We start from the raw sequence: 19,499 nt of genomic DNA, 5'->3' as shown, positions 1-19,499 counted from the left end.
GGAAAGCATGCTTAATTTGAACGGAATAGCTGCACAATTTAAGCGGAAGTAATGCACAATTTAGCCGGCTTAGGTGCACTATAAAAACGTAATATTCACTTACTGCTGTTTCACTAAAGTTAGCATAGCAGTACTTACATCCGTGTTTACATGTGTTATAGGCTCCTATATCAATACTTTCTACACAACCACACTCTTTGCGTTGGTTTTTATCCTTTGGTATGTTTATTTCCTGTCCTACTATTTTTGAAATTAATCTATCATCAATACATTTTGCATGTTCTACACCAATGCTTGATAGGTCAATTGTTTCGGAACAGGAGCTTATTTTTATATTATAACTCATTGCTATATCGGCAAATTTTTTAGCTATTTCTAGCATAGTTTCTTCTGTGGCTAAACTATAATTTATTTGCTCCATATTGCGTTCTGTCTTTTTATATATATCTACAAAACTTATAATGCAGGAATCTGTACACCCTTCCAACTTTTTACATATGTAATTAAAATATTTATAATGATAATTAAAGTCTATAGTATCAGTTATTATGATAGGGTCATATCGCCATATAGTTTTTTCCTTACCTATTCTTTTTGAAAGCTTTATAAAAGAATCTATTATAATATTTTTTGAAGGTACATTTTGTTCAATTTCCTTGTTATATGGATTAATTGTAACTTGAAAATAATATTTATAATCCTTAAGCAAATCCAATTTATCTGATATTATAGTAGGGTTTTTAGTCCAAAAAACAATACAATCTATGACTGTTGGAGACAACAATATTTTACTTACTTGGTGGTAATTCATTGGATTGCGCACCAAGACATATCCTTCTTTTAATCGATTAAAAAACCAATCACTGTAAAATGCAGGTATATCGGTTCTTCTGCTAACACTTAGAATCAAAATATTTCCTCCTTAGTATTCGATTCGTATCTTTGTATTTGGGTTAATTCCCAGATTTATTTCATTATTATTTAGTTTTACTTCTACCCCTCTAAGCCTTATTCTTTCTGCTGATATTAAAGGAATTGTAAATCCAGACTTTATAAGTAAACTATTTGATACTCTTATCCAAACAGAATTAAAATTGTCACAAGAGCAGGTTCCATCACAAAGAGCAATACTAACATTATCTGAATGTTTGTCATAAATAACGGTTCTAATCATAGCAATTACATTTATCTTTTTCTCATTATATTTTTTTATATCTGCCAATTTTACAAAGTTTTTCTGGTTATTGATAATTTCATATTTCTTTTTGTGATCTTTTCTATAGATTATATAATTGAATGGTATATCTTTACGCTTTCCTTTTGACAATCCATGTTTTATAAGAAACTTGTAAATTTTAGGCAACTCCCAATAGCTTCTTACCATGCTAAAACAAGAGCAGTCGTAATACGTTTTATTTTCCCATATTCCTATACATGGAGAATAAATGTCCAAAATATTGTTATTTATAATTTCATTTCTCATTAGCTTGAGCTTTCTACAGTTTTCATTATCTCCAGGCTCAATTATAATAATAGAGCCATCATCTAATAAGTGATTTTTAAGGTTACTTATTATATCATATCCATAAATCTGATTTTTGCCCTCATTATTTGTTATAAAATTACTCATGATTACCATATCAAAATTACCTAAGCTATCATATTTACTGTCCTCAGTTATATCTTCAATTATACATTTTTCTACTAGAACATTAAGATTTGCCGGAAGTTGATTTTTAATCATGTTTATAAGTTTATTTGCTATTTTTAAAAATTCTGTTTCTTTCTCAATTAAAGTAAAATTTAATGTAAACAAAATGTCATTAAAACAATTCGCTAAAGATTTATAGTATTCAATAATTCCAATAGGCACTGATCCTGGACCTGTTCCTATATCCAATATCTTCAGTTCTGCCTTTAACAGATCCTTTGTTTGCAAATCAAGAAGCGGTTTCCATATCTTAAAAATATTTGCAGGTAAATAATAAAGCAAATACGACAGATACTTATCTTTATAACTTATTTTTGATTTACATCCATACATTTCATCTATTGAAGATATTTCTCTTTTGATAAAACATGTTGGAAGATTATTTAAATATTCCTCTGCTGTAAAATACTCATTAGTACCAATACCAATTTGCTCAGATATAATTTTTAAAATATATAACTCAATGTATTCAGGAAATTTTCTTTTTTCTTTAAAAAAGGAAAGCACTGTTTCAAATTCACATTCTTCACTTATTAAGGTATTATCGATTACATCAACTTTCATAAAATCATTCCTCTAAATATGATAAGCAATTTAATAATGATTTTGTTGTATCTACAGCCAAATTATATTTATTTTCATTTGCTTGATTAAGTGCTTTTTCAGCTTTAATATGCTTGTCAGGAAAATCAGAAAGCATCATGGCAGTTGCATATGTATTTATCGCATAGGCATCTTGGATTCTTTCAGTTAATAAAATAGCTTTACTAAAATCCTTATGCAATATATAGTACCATGCCAACTTATCAGCTATAAAATTCTTATTCTTGCCTAAATTTTTAGCAATTTTATAAGCTATATTAAAGTATAATTCTGACAGAGTTCCATATTTCTCAGCAGTATCGCTATTTCTCCCAAGCACCATATTTATATAATAATAATTCAAATATACTAATCCCATACGATAATATTTATCAGAAGGCGATTCCGCCCATCTTTGTGAAGACTTCAATAATTCATTGTAATCATAGGCATCTTCAATATTAATGGTTGTTTCTGCTTGTATACATTCTTTAAATAATTTATGTGATTTTGACAAATATTCCTTATCCGCAACATTTAAAGCAAATTCTATATCACTTTTTATTAATAGGCTAATAGCATAATCATATTTATTTAGTATATTTATTTTTTCTAAATAGTATGTTCCAAGGTTATAAAGTGATTTTACATATTCGTTTTTATTGTAACTCTTGCTTTTGTAATCTTTCATGCTATTGTAAGCATCAATTACAGTAATAAAGCACTTTCCCAACGTGTTTTCTAATTTTTCAAGCTCATTAAAAGTTTCCTTAGTCCATTCTTTTTGATTAAATTTAAATATATTTGTATAATCTGATACTATCTTACCCTTCCTGTAATTATCCTTAATGTTTTTAGGATGTATGTTTAATGATATATCAAACCAATTAACAGCTTCTTTAAATTCTTCTTGTTTGTTGCCATCTTTTCTTCCCTTCTGTTTTTTTAATTCATTAAAGTTTTGATAATGTCTGTAGGCAACTGCAGAACTATATTGCGAATTGCCAGGCTCTAATTCGTAACAACGTTTATATATCTTAATGCTTAAATCACGATACCTTTTAATAAAAGATAGATGGCCTTTGTCTTTTTCTTTACCGTTTTGTAATTCTCCAAGCTTGCTGCATGCAAATCCAATTTCATAAAGCTCATTTGAATTATTCTAAACTTCTATGTTTTTAGAAAGCTCTTCAAGTGGTTCATACATATTGCAAGTTGAAATCCAATCACTATTCTTTTTGTTTTCTTCTACTCTGGACAAATTATTATAGCTCTTGGTCCTGCTTGAAGTTCCCTTTCTTATATTATCAAAGCTATTATCATCAGTAATGCAGATAATTGGAAAAAATCCTGTTTTCTTATTGACCCATTCACGCTCTATGGCAAACCTATACAACCTTTTGTTAATCTTCTCAGAATCTTCATCTAACTCTATGGTAGGATCGAATTCTATGATAATTTGATCTTCATTTAAATCTATTTTACGGATGTCTACTATGTAACAGTTTAAAGGATTGTTAGCTTTTCCTTTAAAATATACAATACCTTTATCTATATTTTTTGACTCTTCAGAATAATTAGGAAACACATTTTTAAATTCTTTTAATTGATTGCCAAATAACTTTATTATTTTTCTGTTCAAATCTTCTTTTTTAAATAAAGCTATAAATATTTTCATAATTCCCCCCATAGATTTTAATGAAAATTTTTCATAATAGACCTTCAAATATTATGCATATGCTTCTTTGCTATAACTAAAAAAGTTATTTAAAAGCAATTTATATATCTCATCAGATCTACAATATTTTATATGAGCCAATTTGTTTCTTACATCATGCAAAAAATGTATATCTTCATAATCCTGACGGCTTATCAATAATCTGTTTTCTCCATATTCTTCGCATTTGTTTGATAACATGTAAATAATTGTTCCTAATTCAACTTCGTAAGGATTTTGAATTATTTCCCCAAATTGCATAACCGGCAAGCAATCCTTTATCAACTCCTCATATTTACTTGCAAAATTAACTCTTGCTACTTCTACTAACGGAAAAGCTATTTGAATTTGTGCTTTCCATATTTTATAAAGTAACTCCATATCTGTTATATTAGAATATTTTCTAAAGCTGTTGGCAATATCATCTTTATAAAAATCTGTATTATTGATAAATTCAACAATCAGCTCTACGTCCATACCACATAAGCTGTCTGCCAAGTATGTGATATATTGGTGTACAAGCTGTTCATTAGAACTTTCTGAAGCAATTATTGAGGAAAACAAATGCGCATCATATATTGTAACAAAATCAGAATATTTTAAGACGTCTATTGTTGCTGTCCTATTGAATTCCTCAGTTGTTTCCAAAATGAATATGCCTTCATCTTTATTATTGCTTTTATATTTTCGAAAAAATGTCAACCATTTTGACAGCGAAGCACTTGTAGTATTTTTTATCCATAAAATTTTATTACATAATACCTTTTTATCTTTTAGATATTTTTCGATAGTTGTATTATGACAATAATATGCATAGGATGATTTTATATTTTCTTCAGCAAAGTTTTGCAACAAATAATTTCCTGCGTCTTGACAACAATCCATAGAATCATCTATAATTTCAAACCACTTGCCATTATTTATATTGTTTCTTATAATAACATCTCTTAACTCATACTCCCAAGGTAAATTATCAGGAACACATAACATTGTACATAGTTCATTGTCTATGTTTTTCATTATCTCGTCTGTAAAGTGCTTTGGGCCTGTTATATGCTCCCACCATATTTCATAATATTCTCTCATTTTCAATATCTCCATATGTAGCAGAAAGTATATAGTTTTCTACATCATCTTTTGATCCTAGCATTTCCAAGAAGCTGTTTCTTCTTAGCCTATAATATTTTGTTCCTGGCTTGTTCCATAAAATCCCCATATCTACCATTTCTGAAAGTAAGACTTCAAATTCTGTATCCTTCATGGTTCCTGTTAATTGAAGATTTTCACAATTTTTTATTTCTTCAATATGAAAACCTAGAGGATGAATTGTATTCTCACTAATATCCTGGTAGCTAAGGTATGCTATTATATTAGCTATAAGCTGATATCTGTCATCAAGAGATAAGGTTGCTTTAAAGAATGTTTTTATTCCTTCATTTAAATCAGTGGTAAAAATAAGTTTTCTTAAATGCTCTTCACTAATTACAAATGGAGGATTATTCTCTGTAGCACCATAATATACCTTATAGTTTTCAGAAATTGATTCAACCAGTTTATAGCAAAACATATGTAATAAGCCAGGATAATAATTCGTATTTGCCATAATTAGTGATAGCTGCTTTTTACCTTCATCATCTTGGAAGCGAAAGCCTAAATAATCAAGAGGTCGTGCTAATAGATTTCTTGCGTCAGCAGTTGAAAAAGGTTTAATGCATAATGGAGTTCCAAGGTGTATTATAACACTGTTGTTTTTATTGTGTGCCACCTTGTGAAGGCCTGCAAAAACAACCTTAAATCTATTTGGATAGGCATCTCGAAGCTTTTTAATCGGTTTTAGCTCCTCATAATCACCTGTGGATATATCTGAAAAAAAGTCATCTGCTTCATCAATAAAAATCTGCAGTTCAGATATTTCTCCAGATGATAAGCTGTTTTCTATAACATTGCATAATTCTTCTGAATTAGAGCATGTTTTATTAATAATATTTTGCTCCTTTAGCTTTTCGGAAATATCTAGAATAGCTTCTTTAGAATCGCATTTTTTTATATCCACATACAAGGCGTGTTTCTTTTGGGAAGGATTATTCGCCAAGCTACATGCACGTTTCAATAATGCTGTTTTACCAAGCTGTCTGCCCCCATAGACTAGACAAGCTCCATTATAATCTCTTATGTTATGAAGCTCTGCTTTTCTTCCAAAAAACATTTCGTCTGCAACAACTCCTGCTCCCTGCACATATGGTTGGCAGTATGTATAAGGCATGGTACATTTAAGCAATGAGGATAACCACTTAGAGCTGTCTAGAGTAGCAAGATAAAGCATTAATGCCCTGTCTATTATTATAAAAGAATTGATGCTATGGATTTCTGATTTTAAAAGCTCAGCTAATTGTCTTCTCTCATTAAGTGAAAAAGCAGCATCTACTAACACAAATGTACAGCTTGAAAGTTTTAGGGTTTCATCTATAAATATTTCCTTTAATGCATTAGGACTAGAGTATGTCCTTCCAAACAAGCATAAGACACTGACTGTATCGCTAATTTGAGTGCCAAACTTAGCTATGGGATGAGTATAGTCTTCAAGATTTTTTAATTTGGGAACAATTTTCACATTAAGTAGCTCACATTTTTTATAGCTACTATCAGCCATAATATCTGATATAGTAAACCCAAACTTCCCAAGAAGCCTTTTAACATCACTCATTAATGACTTAGAATCTCTGCTTTTTGGCCAGCTTTCAAGTAATTGCTTGGAATTGTTTTTTTGTCCTTGACTAAAGCTACGTATTTTTGGTTCTATTCCTTTTTCAGCCCATTTAACAAGAACATTTTCTTGGAAGTTATTTCTGCAAAGGTTAAAAAAGAAATTATAATTTTCAATAAACCTGTCATGATAATCAGATTCTGTATCCATTACTGATTCATTATTCAACTCGTTAATTAGTGATAAATCTCCTTGCTCAAGGCGATTTATATATTCTTCTGCTACAGTAAAGTTTTGTTCTTCTAAGTTTTTATTGATTGCTTCTATTACTGATTTATCAATATTGTCTAGATTATTTAATAAGCTATCTGTCTTGATTAATAGAGCATCTTTACGATTTTCTGAGCAACTATTTATATGCTCTCTAAGCACATTCAAAAATAACCTGTGATTTGCAAAATCACCAATTGCAATTAAATCCTCGCTAAAATCATTTATTGCTCTTAGTATATCCTCTTTGTCGCTTTCCTCTATACGGCCATATGCATATGCCAACTCAAGTTCACTTTCTAATTTTTCTCTCTCTAAGATAGAATCATTCTGTGCTTGTTTAATAGCATTTGAATAATCAATTACTTCTAAGCCGTCTTTTTCATGTAAGTATTGGCAAATACATGTTGCTGTGTTGTAATTGTTAAACCATTCAATTTTATCTGCAGAATCTATTAAGTATAAGGCCTCTTTGTATTCAACTTTTTCAGAATTAACATGTGCAATCATGCGGCACCAAGGCTCAAATCCCTTAATTGACTGGGTATTTTTATTTAATATAGGCTTGTAATCACTATCCAAGCTAATAAAATGAGATTTCGTAAATTCTATATAATCCCACTTATCATTGTAAGATTTGTAATCCTGCAAATACTCTCTCATTTTTTCCATAGAAGACTTTAACACGCATAAACCAGCTTTAATATAATCATCCTGGTCTTCTTTTACCAGTTCAATTTCTGCGCTTGCCGATAAAAGCTTTGAAATCAACCTATTTTTTAGATTTTCCAGTTGGTGATTATTTTTAATCACATTATCATTGGTATTATCATTTATAACTAACCATTGAGATATAATATCTAATCTCTTTTTAATGTTAGTAAACACCAAATTTCTTACTTCATGCTGAAGCTTTTCTGGTTTTCTAAAAGAAGTCTTTTTTATAACCAAGTTGTACCAATGTTCATCAATATATTTTTCTATTTTTTTGTTAGATGAAGTAATGGTATCGTCTAGTCCTTCATCAAATAAGTTAAATATATCTCGAACAAAATCAATGCTTTTCAAATCTGATTGAGAAATAATATTCATACACTTACCTAATTCACTTGAACTGTCAAAACAACCTTTATACATTTCTGGTACACCAATCATTTTAATTGTTGGTGTTTTAAATGTTATCATGCCTTTTGCTTGTTTTTGCAGTTCTTCATTTGCAATCTTATTTTGTTTATCATGAACGAAAGAAGATACAACAGAATTAGTAAAGCCTATGGGAGAATAATTACCTACCTCAAACAATATTTCAAATACTGATTTTACTGCTGGATATTTAATATTGTTTTCAACTTCAGCAAGAATGCTATCCTTATAGCTATATAACAAATGGTCATGAGGAACATCCGGAACAAGCAAAGCCCAAGCAAATGTACTTAGTCTTAATATCTTAAGCATATTATTGGGTATGTCTAATACAACTTCTACTTCTTTATTGTCAAGGCCTCCGATTGTATTGCTGCTGTATTGATGATTATCAATGGACATGTTGGTTGCATATAATAACCGATTATAAAAAACTTTATAGTTTGTATTAGGAATAAATGATAGTGTCTTTGCCAAAGCAATTGCTTCTGCTAATCTCTCTTCATTAAGAAGCTTTATGACAGAGAATATATCACATTTATATGATTCTAGATTAAGTTCAGGTTTACTTGTTACAGCTATTAAGACTTCTGTATTATTATTTGCATCTTTGTCATTAATTTTTTCTGTTTTCTTTGCTGAATCACTTTCGTTATCACTTGTTTTAGTATCAATATTCTCTTTTGGCAAATCATTTATAAAATCGAAATTGTTTATATCTAAAGATTCATAAGATGGCTGTATTATAGCATCCGGAGTTATAACATCAAGAACAATATCCTCTGTAAATGTTTCTAATACTTTTAAAATACTTTTAAAATCATAGAAATTTCCATCCATTCCCATTATAGATACTTCATTACTTTCATTTGGAAAATCTATATAAAAAAGTTTTCTTTTTTCTAGAACTTGAATACTATCTGCTAAGTCTATATTATCCTCTGAAATGCATAAAACGATATCTATATTATTAAGTATTGAAGCTAGTTCGTCATTATTTAATTTAGAACAAACAGAAGCTTCCAAAACCAAAATATTTAATTTACTGTTAAATACGTTGTTATTAACTATTATTTCAGCATATGGCAGTTTATTTGCAGATATTTCTTTATTAAAAATTCTGTATGAATCAGTAAATTCACTTTTGTTCAGCTCTACTTCATATATAAATAATGTAATATCATTTAACTTGGCGATTTTCTTTATAAGGTCTTCCTTACTGCGAAAATCATAATCAGTTGTAAATAAGCTTGGTTTTTCAAATTCACTTTTCAAAAGACTGCCTAATTTCCTTAAATCATTCCAACTATCTTTACGTTCAAATATTTGCAACCCTCGTCTAGACAAACAGTAGCATTTTTCAGTTGTGATATTATTTATAATCTCAGTCAAATAACCCTCTTTTTTCAAAAACCCAATTATGCTGTTAACTTTAATATCATCATAATTTTTAAATATATATCTATCTATTTGGTTTTCTGTTAATACCTTAAACCATACTAAATAATATAAAAACTTAGATATTAATACTCTATTGCCATTTTGCATTTCTCTTTTAAATGCACTTACACTGAAAGGCTTACCTATTTTCTGTGTGTTATATGAATATTGGTTTACTGTTTCATCAAGTCCATTAGAATTATCAGTATTTGTTTCTATTTGATTTCTTTCTTGAATATATTCCTGTACATTCTCTACATCTTCTTGTTTATTTACTTGTACTACTTGTCTATTATCTTGTTCTTCTTGATTATCTTCTTCAAACCCCTTGATATTGTTATTACCGGTTAATTCTTGATTATCTACATCTGCATACTCTGAGTTTAATTCTCTGGCCTTATAGAATGACTTTGAATATAACATTCTTGGCATTGGCTTAGGAAATGCTCTCTCAATTATCTCTTCTTGTTCTATTGTTATATCATTAGCATCAGTGTCCATTAGATTTAAAAAAAGTTCAAATGGCAATGCTGCTTCTATTACTTTATCAATATCCTTAGACTTTAAAATGTTTGAAACCATTTCTTTACACATAATCAGCTGTGTCTTTGTTTCTTCATGATCAATACTAATTGATTGAAAGCTCATTAGTATTTCAACAGCTTTTTCATAATTGCAGTTATTTATTTTTGAATCATTAAGAAATTTTTCAACTTTCTCAAAATTTCCAATTGGAAAATCCGTAAAGTTTTCTTTCATGTTATAGTAAAATACATCTTGTAACTTATTAAATCTTTCTAATGCTACTGTAGTCTTTAAAAACATATCTTGCTGAACATAATCTCCAGCTGATACTTTCTCATTAATAGCAATTAAATTAATAGATAACTTTGAAGCTTCTGATTTAATCTTGTATAAACGCTCAAATAAATCATCAATTATTAATGGGTTGCAATTATTAGCCATAAAAAACATCCTTTCATTTTAATATAATTTTAATTATGATGTCTTCCTGTAAATTCATAAATATTACCACATAAATCTATATATATTTCTATTAAGTTCCGTGTAATTTGTTCTAAAAGACTACAAAGTATCTTTTACAAAGCTAGCGAATATATTTTATCCAACCACCTTTTCCACAAAGAAAACTTCCAACTTAACATTTTTTCTTCATTAGCTGCATTCCATGCATTTGCATATGTTTCTAATTGTGGAATGTATTCATAATATAAATCATGCTTTGCAGCTTTAAATTCGCAAGTTTTATAGTCTACTATTGTCCAGTTGCCATTTTCCTTTAATAACAAATCTATTCTTCCGTTTATGTAATAATTCATTCCATCGGTTGTTTCCTTATAAGAAAAAGGCATCTCTGTGTAGATTTCTTCTGCTTTCATCAGTCTTTTATATAAATAAGAATTACGAAATGCGCTTATAAGATTTATTAAGCATTGCTTATTCATCCACTGAGTTTCATGGTTTTCAGCTATTTTATCAACAAATGAATTATCATCATTCTTTCGCTCAACATAAAATGACTCATCCGGAGTTTTTCCACTGCATTAGAATCATATACCACCTCATAATAGTAATTTGAATAGAACTATAAAACATCTGGCAATTATTCGCCTGCTAAAATAACCACACCATCTGTATATTCAGCAACAGAATAATTATTCGCAGTGATATCTATTTTACCGCCTTCCATTTTTATGTTGTACATGGAAATTGGTGATATGTAATCTTCTAGTTCTGCAATTACTTCCTCAAGCATAGCTTTTAACTCTCTGTCAGTTAAATTAAATTTTCCTTGTCCTTGAAAATAACTATTATATGAAGGTTGAGGTCTTATATCAATATACCCATATAAAGTATCCCCTAATGAATACAAGCTTGCTTTTTGAATAACAACTTTATCAGTAACAACACCTTCAGAAGCATCAAGGCTTAATTGTGTTAAATAAGATAATTTCCTTATTTCATCTATCGAAGTATCCAGAAAACTAACATCATCTTTTATATTTTCCACATCACTTACTATATTCCTCATACTTTCAACTTCCGCCGTTAAATCCATAATCTTATTATTCGCCTCATTTAGTGATGTATAATTTGCGAACATTAATATTGTCATACCTATTACTAACAATAAATTACCTGCTAAGATTGGGACAGCATATTTGAAATTAAATATACTATCTTTTTCACCTTTTTCAGCTTCATTTTGAAAAATAATATTATCTTTTTTGTAATTATCATTTGTATTTTCTGTTGTCTGCTCGTTGTCTATAACACTGTCTTCTTCTTTAATCTTAAAATCTTCCATTTAATCTCCTCCAATTATATTTTTTTTAAAATATTTTATATTTTATAAATATCTTAATTCAATATCAAATTCAATACTCTTCCATAACCTCATTAATAAATGCAACAAACTTTTCTCTAACGTTTTCCGGCGAAATAATTTTTGCCTTGTTTCCAAACTGAAATATCCAGCCCCAAAATGGTGGACTTAATTCTACTGTTAAGATTGCTGCAAAGTTGTTTTCATCAATTTTATGAGTTATGGTACTTTTCCCAAACCTATCAATAACCACGCCCAGTAATGAATTATCAAACTGAATTTTAACGGTTTCTTCTTCACCGCCGTACATGCTGAATATTTTCTTTGTGTATTCAACAATGTTTATATCTTCTTTGTGACACTTCTGGTCTGTAATCTCAATGTCTTCCATTTTGTCAACACGAAAATGAGTTATGCCGTTGTATTTTTCATAGTATGAAATCATATAATAATTTTCATCATCCCATGTGAGAGCATATGGACTAGCTATGTATTTATTTCCATCGTTTCTGTATCTTTTTTTCTTGTCTATTGTATATTCAAAGTATTTAAATGTGATTTGTTTGTTATTGCCTATAGCTTGGTTAATTATGTCCACATTATAGTAAATTCTTTCATTTATAGTTTTTACTCTGCCGGCTACATATACTTGTCTAACTAGCTGTTTTGCTTCATGATTGCTAGTTAAACTGCCAATTTTCTTAATTAATTCTCTGGATTTCTTTTCAGTTATGAATTTTGATGATGCAACTGCATCTGCAAGCAGCTTTAATTCTGCTAACTCAAATGTCCTGCTGGCTATAAAATAGTCATATGTTTTTGATTTTCTGCATAGGATATCAATCCCAGAGACTTTTAGGGATTCAATGTCATCATAAATGCTTTTTCGTTCTGCACTTATGTTATATTTTTTTAATTCTAGTATCATTTCCGGAACTGTTAATGTGTGGTCTGTATCTGTTTTTTCGTTTAGAATTTTCAGTAGATACAAAAGTTTTAACTTTTGATTTGATAATTTTGACATGAGCCCCCCTCATTGAACAAAACTTAAGATATTATATTGACTATTATTATTAAATTAACATATGAAGTGTACTATAAAACGGTCAATAACTTATGATTTACGTTTAATTAATATTTTTTTAATTCCCAATTCTAATATTTATATTATATTACAAATTTTAACATTTTTCAACATATAGATTATTATAATGATTCCAAATTAAAATACCCTGCAAAGATAATATTTTACAGGGTATATGTTTTTACCTTTTATTAGTCTAATTTAATTTAAATTTTTATAAATTAGCAGTATATTCATAATCAATTATAAATATAGCAAATACAGCATCATCTTTAACGATTGAATATTCCATTCATTAATAAATGTTGTGACATTGTTTATCAAAACACCATTCAATAAAACCCTTGTCTACCATTCGTTGTTCATCTATGAATTTTGCCATTTCTGGTAGTACGGTTAATATTTCTGTTTAAGGTTGTTCAAATAGATGCCCATACTGCAGTGCTACATATGGAGTAATTGCATATTTTTTAGCTGGAGCCCATGCAGCCAGTGCACCAATTTCTAATCGTATCTCTTGCAAAATTGAAGTATCTGAAAAACTGTTAGGATATACAAATTTTACTGTTTGTCCATCATTTGAATCTATATAGCACTAATAGCTTCTGTCATACCCATCTTATTAGAAGTATTCCGAAACAGTGCTTCACGGTCTTTAATTGGTAATACTGCTATCTTTTTCATATTTTAACTCACTTGCAAATTGTTTTAATCGTATCATATATCCAAGAGGTAGCATATTTAGCCTCACTAAGAATGGCTTCTTTTTCTGTTTTTGATAAAGAAGTAGATAATTTTTCAATCATCGCATCAGTTATTTGCTCTTTTCCAAGTGCTTTTAACGCTTGAATTATAAATGCAGTTTTATATGAAATTTTCGAAATTTCTTTATTTGTTGTACGTTTGAATTTTATTTTTACATTATCATATAAATATTCTTTATAAGTACCATCACTCACATACAACCAAACTGCTGGAACCTGTGTAGAGAGTCCAAGAAGATTCAGCGCTGTATCTCCACTTGGGACAATGGTCCACCCAAAGTTGCGAGCAAGAGCATGCGCAACCTTGTCAGGAGATGGGGCAACATATTCTTTTAAGAAATCGTTGTATTCCGGATATTCGTACACTCCGCGCATTATGCGACAAACAACTCCACTTTCTGATAAACGAAAAAGGCATTTATTAGCAACATCAGATGGTGCAATATCCTTAAAATCAGATGCAACAAAAATATCACCCAACTCTGAGTTGTTAATTTTTTCTTCAATTTTTTCAAGATAATTTTCTCTACTCATATCATTCACATCGTCTGAAAAGGTATATGCTTTTCCGGACGAAAATACAATAAAAATCAAATACTTTTTTAAATACTTTTGACTATTTTTTACAATATATGAGAATTTTATATTATTATTGATAATTCATTTGAGATAATGGACTTGCATTTTTATGTACATATCATGATAAATAGTTGTATTTTTTTATTTAGTCCTTTTTAAATTAATATTTCAATGATTATGAAACTTTTTTACTTAATGTTTTTTATAAATCTGCATATTATTGCTATTAATCGCTGCTTGGGTAATCAGTCACAAAATTTCATGATTATACATTTCGTTAATTTACTTTTATTGTGTTCATATATTTTATGCATTATCATGAAATATGTTACCATAAAACCAGATTGGCAAAAGTGGCCGTTTACATTATTATTAATTACCTGTAAGCTTTGGTCTACTAAATGATATAAGCTTTTTCATAACACACCTCGCTTATTATAGACTAAATACTTTTTTTACCAATTCATAGTATTCTTCATAGGCAGGATATTTAGATAGTTATTTTATCAATTCTCCTATCCATTAATACCAACCATGCTCACTTCATTAATCTTGAGAGATTTTCCTACTTGCCATGTTATGAAAGGGGACACTGGTGACGTAAATTAATGTCACATTCATAATAATATAAAAACAAGACATTTTGTGTACGTCCCTACCATACCTTCTCATTATAATAGGATAATCACTTCCAACAGCAGACCTTATCGCTTGTACTAACTCCCTACTAAATCTACATCTGTTTTCCCACGAACCACCATATTGTCTGCGGCTTCTTTTTCAAAATGAGCAAAATAAAAGGCACTAACTTATTTAAGGTTAGAGCCTTTTGACTTGGTCATTTTTTAGTTGATAAAATCTAATGCTTGGCTGAGTTGGTTATCCAGCAATGTACTCCGCAAGAGATTTTGCAATCATTTTGCTTTTTGAGTTAGGGGCTGTCTCATAAACTGTCCCATCAGAGCCTTGCCAGATAATAATTCCATCAATACCTGCTTCTTCGATAACATACCACGATGAAGCAACTTTGCCAATCTGTTCTCGCTGTTCTTTGGTTACAGAAACAACATTCAGACGATCCGTTTTTGTCAATCCAGTAAGCTCGTGACCATCAAAGCAAGCAAGTCCAATTTCTTTCAGATATTCACGATAGTCCTTTGCGAAAGAAATGCCCAACACTTTTTCAGCTTTGTCGATTTCTTCTTCCGTTCTGCCGTCAGAGCCGATGTAGTCCGGCATACTTTTAAGTACCTCTATGATATTAGCCATAATCAAATTCCTTTCTTTTTTAGCTTTAAAATTCATATTAGACCCCTTTCCTATGATATTAGCAATAATCAAATTCCTCCATTAGCGAATACAGACTTACCTAAGTATTCCCAAAATTCTTTTCTTGTAGTTGCAAACTCAGAACGAATAATTTCGGACTCTTTACCATAGATATTCAAGATGACGGAGTTGCCTTGATGCTGACTTTCTGTTAGTACGGCAAGAGTACTGTCAGACTTTTGCCCGATATGATGTAGCTGATATGCTTTTCCTGATGCGGGGTCAAGTGGTGCATATCCTTTCTGCATTCTCACAAGATTTGTTACCTCAGTTCCATCAGGAAGCTGGCTTATATAGTTCAAATCAATGTTTTGTATAAGTGCAGTTTTTCCGTTTACCATTATCGTTTTAAGTCCTGCATTTTTGTAAACCAAATACTCATCTAAACTGTGCATCTGTGAAATTACATCAATCGGCAAATTGGAGTCAACTTGAATAAGTGCGGCTTCATTCATTGTCAGACCGCTTTTGGTCGCTGACTTCAGCAAGAATGCTTCACCTGAACCACCAATGATGGCACCGCTGATAGCTCCCCATTTGAAGCCTTCGCTTGCTCCGAGGGCGGCAGCTTCCATTGCTTCATTAAAATCGCCTGTTTGAATACCCCTTACAGTTCCGGCAGAGATACCACCAAATGCTGCGGAAGAAACTGCAAGGGTTTTTGCGGTTGTTGCAGATGCGGCGAAAATCACGCACACAGCCGGAGCGCCAGCTCCTGCTGACACAACGGAAACAGTTACACATACAAGGATGACACCAGTTCCGATAGCAACATTTTTGAGCATTGTTTCGGTGGAGACATCTTCGATTTCTTGCAATTCTTGTGCGGTGGTTGTTCCATTTTCGCTTAATGTGAAGATATATTTTGTGTCTTGGAACAGTTCATCCAGTTCAGCTAAAGTATAACCAAAGTAAATGTTGGACTTCGAATTGAACGCCACTTCTTCAAGGTATTCCTTAGAAATATAGACAGCATTCACGCTTTCAACAAAGTATTCGTCGCTATTGATAGATGCGACTGTATCTCTGTAAACCAAGTCCTCAATATGAGCAAGTAGCAGTTCATCATCCAATGAATTATACTGTGGTTCAACATCCTCCCATACAATAGGTTCACTTGTACTTTCTGTGCTTTCCGTCACGGGGTTATTTTCGGTATCTGTTGGTTGAGACTGCAGCTGTGCTTGCGTACAACCAGTAAGCAGCATGACAATACTGAGAAGTAAAGCAATTATTCGTTTCATTGTTCTAAACCTCCCTCATTCTCATTATGTTCTGCATCGGTTTCAATATGCTGTTTTTTCTTTTTAGCAACTCCCAACGCCACAATTATAATAATGAAAGAACCGATACCGATGAAAATGGAAATCGGGAAAGGCTTTTCTTCGATCTGCGGCTCGGTTTCAATTTCGCCACTTACAGGAACATCAGAAGTTGGCAGCGTTGTGGGTTCTGTTTCATATGGTTCTGGCTGTTCCTCGGTTGGCTCAATAGTAGCAAGGCGAATAGTACCATCACCAGAAATGGTTGCTCCCTGTGCAACAAGATTATTGATTTCAGGAATAGATAACCCTGTTGTCATATATGCACGAAGAATATTGTTCGTGCCAACATATATCTTCTTGACGGTAAACTGATTTGTGTATTCGTTGCTGACTGTAATGGTGTAGATACCCTCGTCAGTATATTCTGCTCCATCTTTTGCCGGACCGTTGAAACGTGTATCCTCAACCAAACCTTCGGCACTATCTGTCAACATTTCACGCTTGAGGTTGATTTTCAAATATCTGGACTTAGCCAAATCAAGCCTAAAGCCTTTTTCTGTCATAGAGCTGTTGGTCAATTCACTTCCCGTTGCAACATCAAACGGATAGACCATACAGTTGCCATTTCTGACGGAGAATTTGAAAAAAATTCGGTAGTGACCAATTTTATCTATCAACTCGTCACTTGTAATCTCATAATCAAGGGCAACTTCATAATCGCCCTCCTCAAACAACTGTACTTTTGTATCAGCACCAACGGTGGCATTAGCTTCAAGATAATTCGTATAAATAGTAGGCTCTGCTTTGATATTGTTGTGATCAGTATATCGAATAATCAGAACGCCACGACCAAAATTCATTTTGGGAGTTTCAAGGTATTGGTCATAGCCCTCTGTGTCGGCTGTAATTGAAAGGTTTTCTTTTCCATTCAAGCCGTCAATATTCTGGTTAAGCTTAAACCATAGTGTTACCTTATCTCCAACATTTTTGAGAAAAACCATATTTCCGTCGGTGTCAGAAACCTCGTCAGTATATCCGCTGACAAAGAAGTTGCCGAGTTCCCAACCATAATGCACATCTCCATTGTCGATAAGTTTTTCACCGAAGTAGCCATCAAAGTTATCGACCTTTGTTTTTGTTCCGAGGCTGTAAGTTTGATTAGAGTCAGCTACATCAACTTCTCCGCCATCTGTGTAAGCGTAAAACTCATATACTTCGGAACACTTCTTATATTCATACTTGTCCGTGTTGATGAACAGTAAGTTACTATCCTCTGTTCTGATACTCAATTTATATACAATGATAGCTCTATAATAACTGCCGTTAATCAGCTGTACATCAGTCGTTGAGTAGATGGAGTTTGTCCGAATAGGAGTGTCGCTGAACGCATTGTAAATAGTTTCAACATCAACCCAATTTTTTCTGTCCTTTGATGTCTGTAAAATAATTGCACATTTCATAATATTGGAGTCCAATGTCATATCAGCCACTTTTTTGCTCTTGTCATCAATAAGATGCCACAAGCCTTCATCAGCGTTGAGCATAGTATCACCGTAATTATAGAAGAATGCTAAATTACCGTCAGCGACCTTATAGGATGGAACGCCGGACTTTTCGCTGACAGCAGCAACATTACCGCTGATGTAAAAAGTTCCGTATGTATTGTCGCTGTTTGTTTTTGCGGATGTGCCACCCTCATGAAACTCATAGTGACTATCCTTTTCAAACTCGTAGACCTTTCCGGTCACTTCTGTTTTTCCTGTTTCTGCAAATGCAGTCATCGGGAACGAACATAGAAGCATGATCATTACAACAAACAATGTTAATGTGTGGTCTGTATCTGTTTTTTCGTTTAGAATTTTAAGCAGATACAAAATTTTTAACTTTTGATTTGATAATTTTGACATGAGCCCCCCTCATTGAACAAAACTTAAAATATTATATTGACTATTATTATTAATTTAACATATGAAGTGTACTATAAAACGGTCAATTACTTATGATTTACGTTTAATTAATAGTTTTTTAATTCCCAATTCTAATATTTATATTATATTACAAATTTTAACATTTTTCAACATGCAGAAACTAAATTTCTCAATTACTGCAACACGGCATATGTCTAAAACAAATGATTTAAAAGCAAACCTTAGGGTATAAATGTTTATGTGGTACTAATAAATGTTGATACAATTAATAAAGCATTAAGATTTTGTTATGATAATAATAAAATAACACTTTTAAAACAGATATATATGTAAATTATGAGGTATACTATGGAGAAGAAATATATTTTTGTATTGTTAACTTTGATATTGATGTTTGTATTAACTGCATGTGCAAGTAAAAACAAAAACTCAAATAACGAAAGTTTATCAGGAGAGGATGATGATTTGATGAATATGGATGGAAATAAAGTAATTTACCTTGCAGGTGGATGTTTTTGGGGAACAGAAAAATATTTAAGTTTGATTAATGGGGTTGTTGGTACAGAAGTGGGATATGCAAACGGAAATACCGAGAATCCTTCTTATGAAGATGTGTGCAGAAGAAATACAGGTCAT

The 19,499-nt window shown here is 31.2% G+C and carries 14 protein-coding genes and 1 pseudogene; 1 reads left to right on the top strand and 14 read right to left on the bottom strand.

The annotated features are described in order from the left end of the window. The 14 genes and pseudogenes from SA378_RS05460 to SA378_RS05390 form a co-directional block, all read right to left on the bottom strand. On the bottom strand, window positions 1-910 hold a 910-nt coding region (locus SA378_RS05460), incomplete at its 3' end, for a DUF1848 domain-containing protein (protein WP_318524973.1). A gap of 12 nt (window positions 911-922) precedes the next feature. Continuing rightward, entirely contained in the window at window positions 923-2,275 is a 1,353-nt protein-coding gene (locus tag SA378_RS05455) for a hypothetical protein (protein WP_318524972.1), read from the bottom strand. A 4-nt stretch (window positions 2,276-2,279) separates the two neighbouring features. Beyond that, the gene (locus SA378_RS05450) at window positions 2,280-3,026 is read right to left on the bottom strand and encodes a hypothetical protein (RefSeq protein ID WP_318524971.1); all 747 of its coding nucleotides are present in this window, start codon (window positions 3,024-3,026) and stop codon (window positions 2,280-2,282) included. Between the two features lie 429 nt (window positions 3,027-3,455). Then, window positions 3,456-3,971, bottom strand: coding sequence for a hypothetical protein (locus SA378_RS05445; protein ID WP_318524970.1), 516 nt, complete (start codon window positions 3,969-3,971; stop codon window positions 3,456-3,458). A 51-nt stretch (window positions 3,972-4,022) separates the two neighbouring features. Beyond that, window positions 4,023-5,096 (bottom strand): hypothetical protein, encoded by a 1,074-nt coding sequence (locus tag SA378_RS05440; RefSeq protein WP_318524969.1) that lies wholly within the window; start codon window positions 5,094-5,096, stop codon window positions 4,023-4,025. Then, window positions 5,080-10,533 carry a hypothetical protein gene (locus SA378_RS05435; RefSeq protein WP_318524968.1) on the bottom strand — a complete coding sequence of 1,818 codons (5,454 nt, stop codon included), beginning with the start codon at window positions 10,531-10,533 and terminating at the stop codon, window positions 5,080-5,082. Before SA378_RS05435 ends, SA378_RS05440 begins: the two co-directional genes overlap by 17 nt. Before the next feature lie 134 nt (window positions 10,534-10,667). After that, window positions 10,668-11,033, bottom strand: coding sequence for a PD-(D/E)XK nuclease family protein (locus SA378_RS05430; RefSeq protein WP_412178674.1), 366 nt, complete (start codon window positions 11,031-11,033; stop codon window positions 10,668-10,670). 158 nt (window positions 11,034-11,191) lie between these two features. Further along, complete coding sequence (locus tag SA378_RS05425) at window positions 11,192-11,896, bottom strand: hypothetical protein (RefSeq protein ID WP_318524967.1); 705 nt, start codon at window positions 11,894-11,896, stop codon at window positions 11,192-11,194. Between the two features lie 70 nt (window positions 11,897-11,966). Next, entirely contained in the window at window positions 11,967-12,938 is a 972-nt protein-coding gene (locus tag SA378_RS05420) for a WYL domain-containing protein (protein ID WP_318524966.1), read from the bottom strand. 752 nt (window positions 12,939-13,690) lie between these two features. Further along, window positions 13,691-14,296, bottom strand: coding sequence for a DUF6088 family protein (locus tag SA378_RS05410; protein ID WP_318524965.1), 606 nt, complete (start codon window positions 14,294-14,296; stop codon window positions 13,691-13,693). A 591-nt stretch (window positions 14,297-14,887) separates the two neighbouring features. After that, window positions 14,888-15,094, bottom strand: a pseudogene (locus SA378_RS05405) (hypothetical protein); the annotation flags it as partial. 126 nt (window positions 15,095-15,220) lie between these two features. Continuing rightward, the gene (locus SA378_RS05400; RefSeq protein ID WP_318524964.1) at window positions 15,221-15,646 is read right to left on the bottom strand and encodes an SMI1/KNR4 family protein; all 426 of its coding nucleotides are present in this window, start codon (window positions 15,644-15,646) and stop codon (window positions 15,221-15,223) included. A gap of 32 nt (window positions 15,647-15,678) precedes the next feature. Then, on the bottom strand, window positions 15,679-16,914 hold the full coding sequence (locus SA378_RS05395; protein ID WP_318524963.1) for an HNH/ENDO VII family nuclease: 1,236 nt from the start codon (window positions 16,912-16,914) through the stop codon (window positions 15,679-15,681). Beyond that, window positions 16,911-18,842, bottom strand: coding sequence for a hypothetical protein (locus tag SA378_RS05390; protein ID WP_318524962.1), 1,932 nt, complete (start codon window positions 18,840-18,842; stop codon window positions 16,911-16,913). The genes SA378_RS05395 and SA378_RS05390 overlap by 4 nt, the downstream gene beginning before the upstream one ends. 369 nt (window positions 18,843-19,211) lie before the next feature. Between SA378_RS05390 and SA378_RS05385 the strand changes: the two genes are divergently transcribed. Further along, a partial coding sequence (locus tag SA378_RS05385; RefSeq protein ID WP_318524961.1) for a peptide-methionine (S)-S-oxide reductase occupies window positions 19,212-19,499 on the top strand: 288 nt, incomplete at its 3' end.

The sequence above is a fragment of the Sedimentibacter sp. genome (assembly GCF_033447055.1).
Lineage (GTDB): Bacteria > Bacillota > Clostridia > Tissierellales > Sedimentibacteraceae > Sedimentibacter.
This window is presented reverse-complemented; position numbering and strand designations above follow the sequence as displayed.

What these genes read in the sequence shown, in the direction of transcription:
- SA378_RS05455 (WP_318524972.1), bottom strand. Translation starts at nt 2,275, where the DNA reads ATGAAAGTTGATGTAATCGATAATACCTTAATAAGTGAAGAATGTGAA.
- SA378_RS05390 (WP_318524962.1), bottom strand. Translation starts at nt 18,842, where the DNA reads ATGTCAAAATTATCAAATCAAAAGTTAAAAATTTTGTATCTGCTTAAA.
- SA378_RS05425 (WP_318524967.1), bottom strand. Translation starts at nt 11,896, where the DNA reads ATGGAAGATTTTAAGATTAAAGAAGAAGACAGTGTTATAGACAACGAG.
- SA378_RS05410 (WP_318524965.1), bottom strand. Translation starts at nt 14,296, where the DNA reads ATGAGTAGAGAAAATTATCTTGAAAAAATTGAAGAAAAAATTAACAAC.
- SA378_RS05445 (WP_318524970.1), bottom strand. Translation starts at nt 3,971, where the DNA reads ATGAAAATATTTATAGCTTTATTTAAAAAAGAAGATTTGAACAGAAAA.
- SA378_RS05400 (WP_318524964.1), bottom strand. Translation starts at nt 15,646, where the DNA reads ATGAATTTTAAAGCTAAAAAAGAAAGGAATTTGATTATGGCTAATATC.
- SA378_RS05440 (WP_318524969.1), bottom strand. Translation starts at nt 5,096, where the DNA reads ATGAGAGAATATTATGAAATATGGTGGGAGCATATAACAGGCCCAAAG.
- SA378_RS05430 (WP_412178674.1), bottom strand. Translation starts at nt 11,033, where the DNA reads ATGAATAAGCAATGCTTAATAAATCTTATAAGCGCATTTCGTAATTCT.
- SA378_RS05435 (WP_318524968.1), bottom strand. Translation starts at nt 10,533, where the DNA reads ATGGCTAATAATTGCAACCCATTAATAATTGATGATTTATTTGAGCGT.
- SA378_RS05420 (WP_318524966.1), bottom strand. Translation starts at nt 12,938, where the DNA reads ATGTCAAAATTATCAAATCAAAAGTTAAAACTTTTGTATCTACTGAAA.
- SA378_RS05395 (WP_318524963.1), bottom strand. Translation starts at nt 16,914, where the DNA reads ATGAAACGAATAATTGCTTTACTTCTCAGTATTGTCATGCTGCTTACT.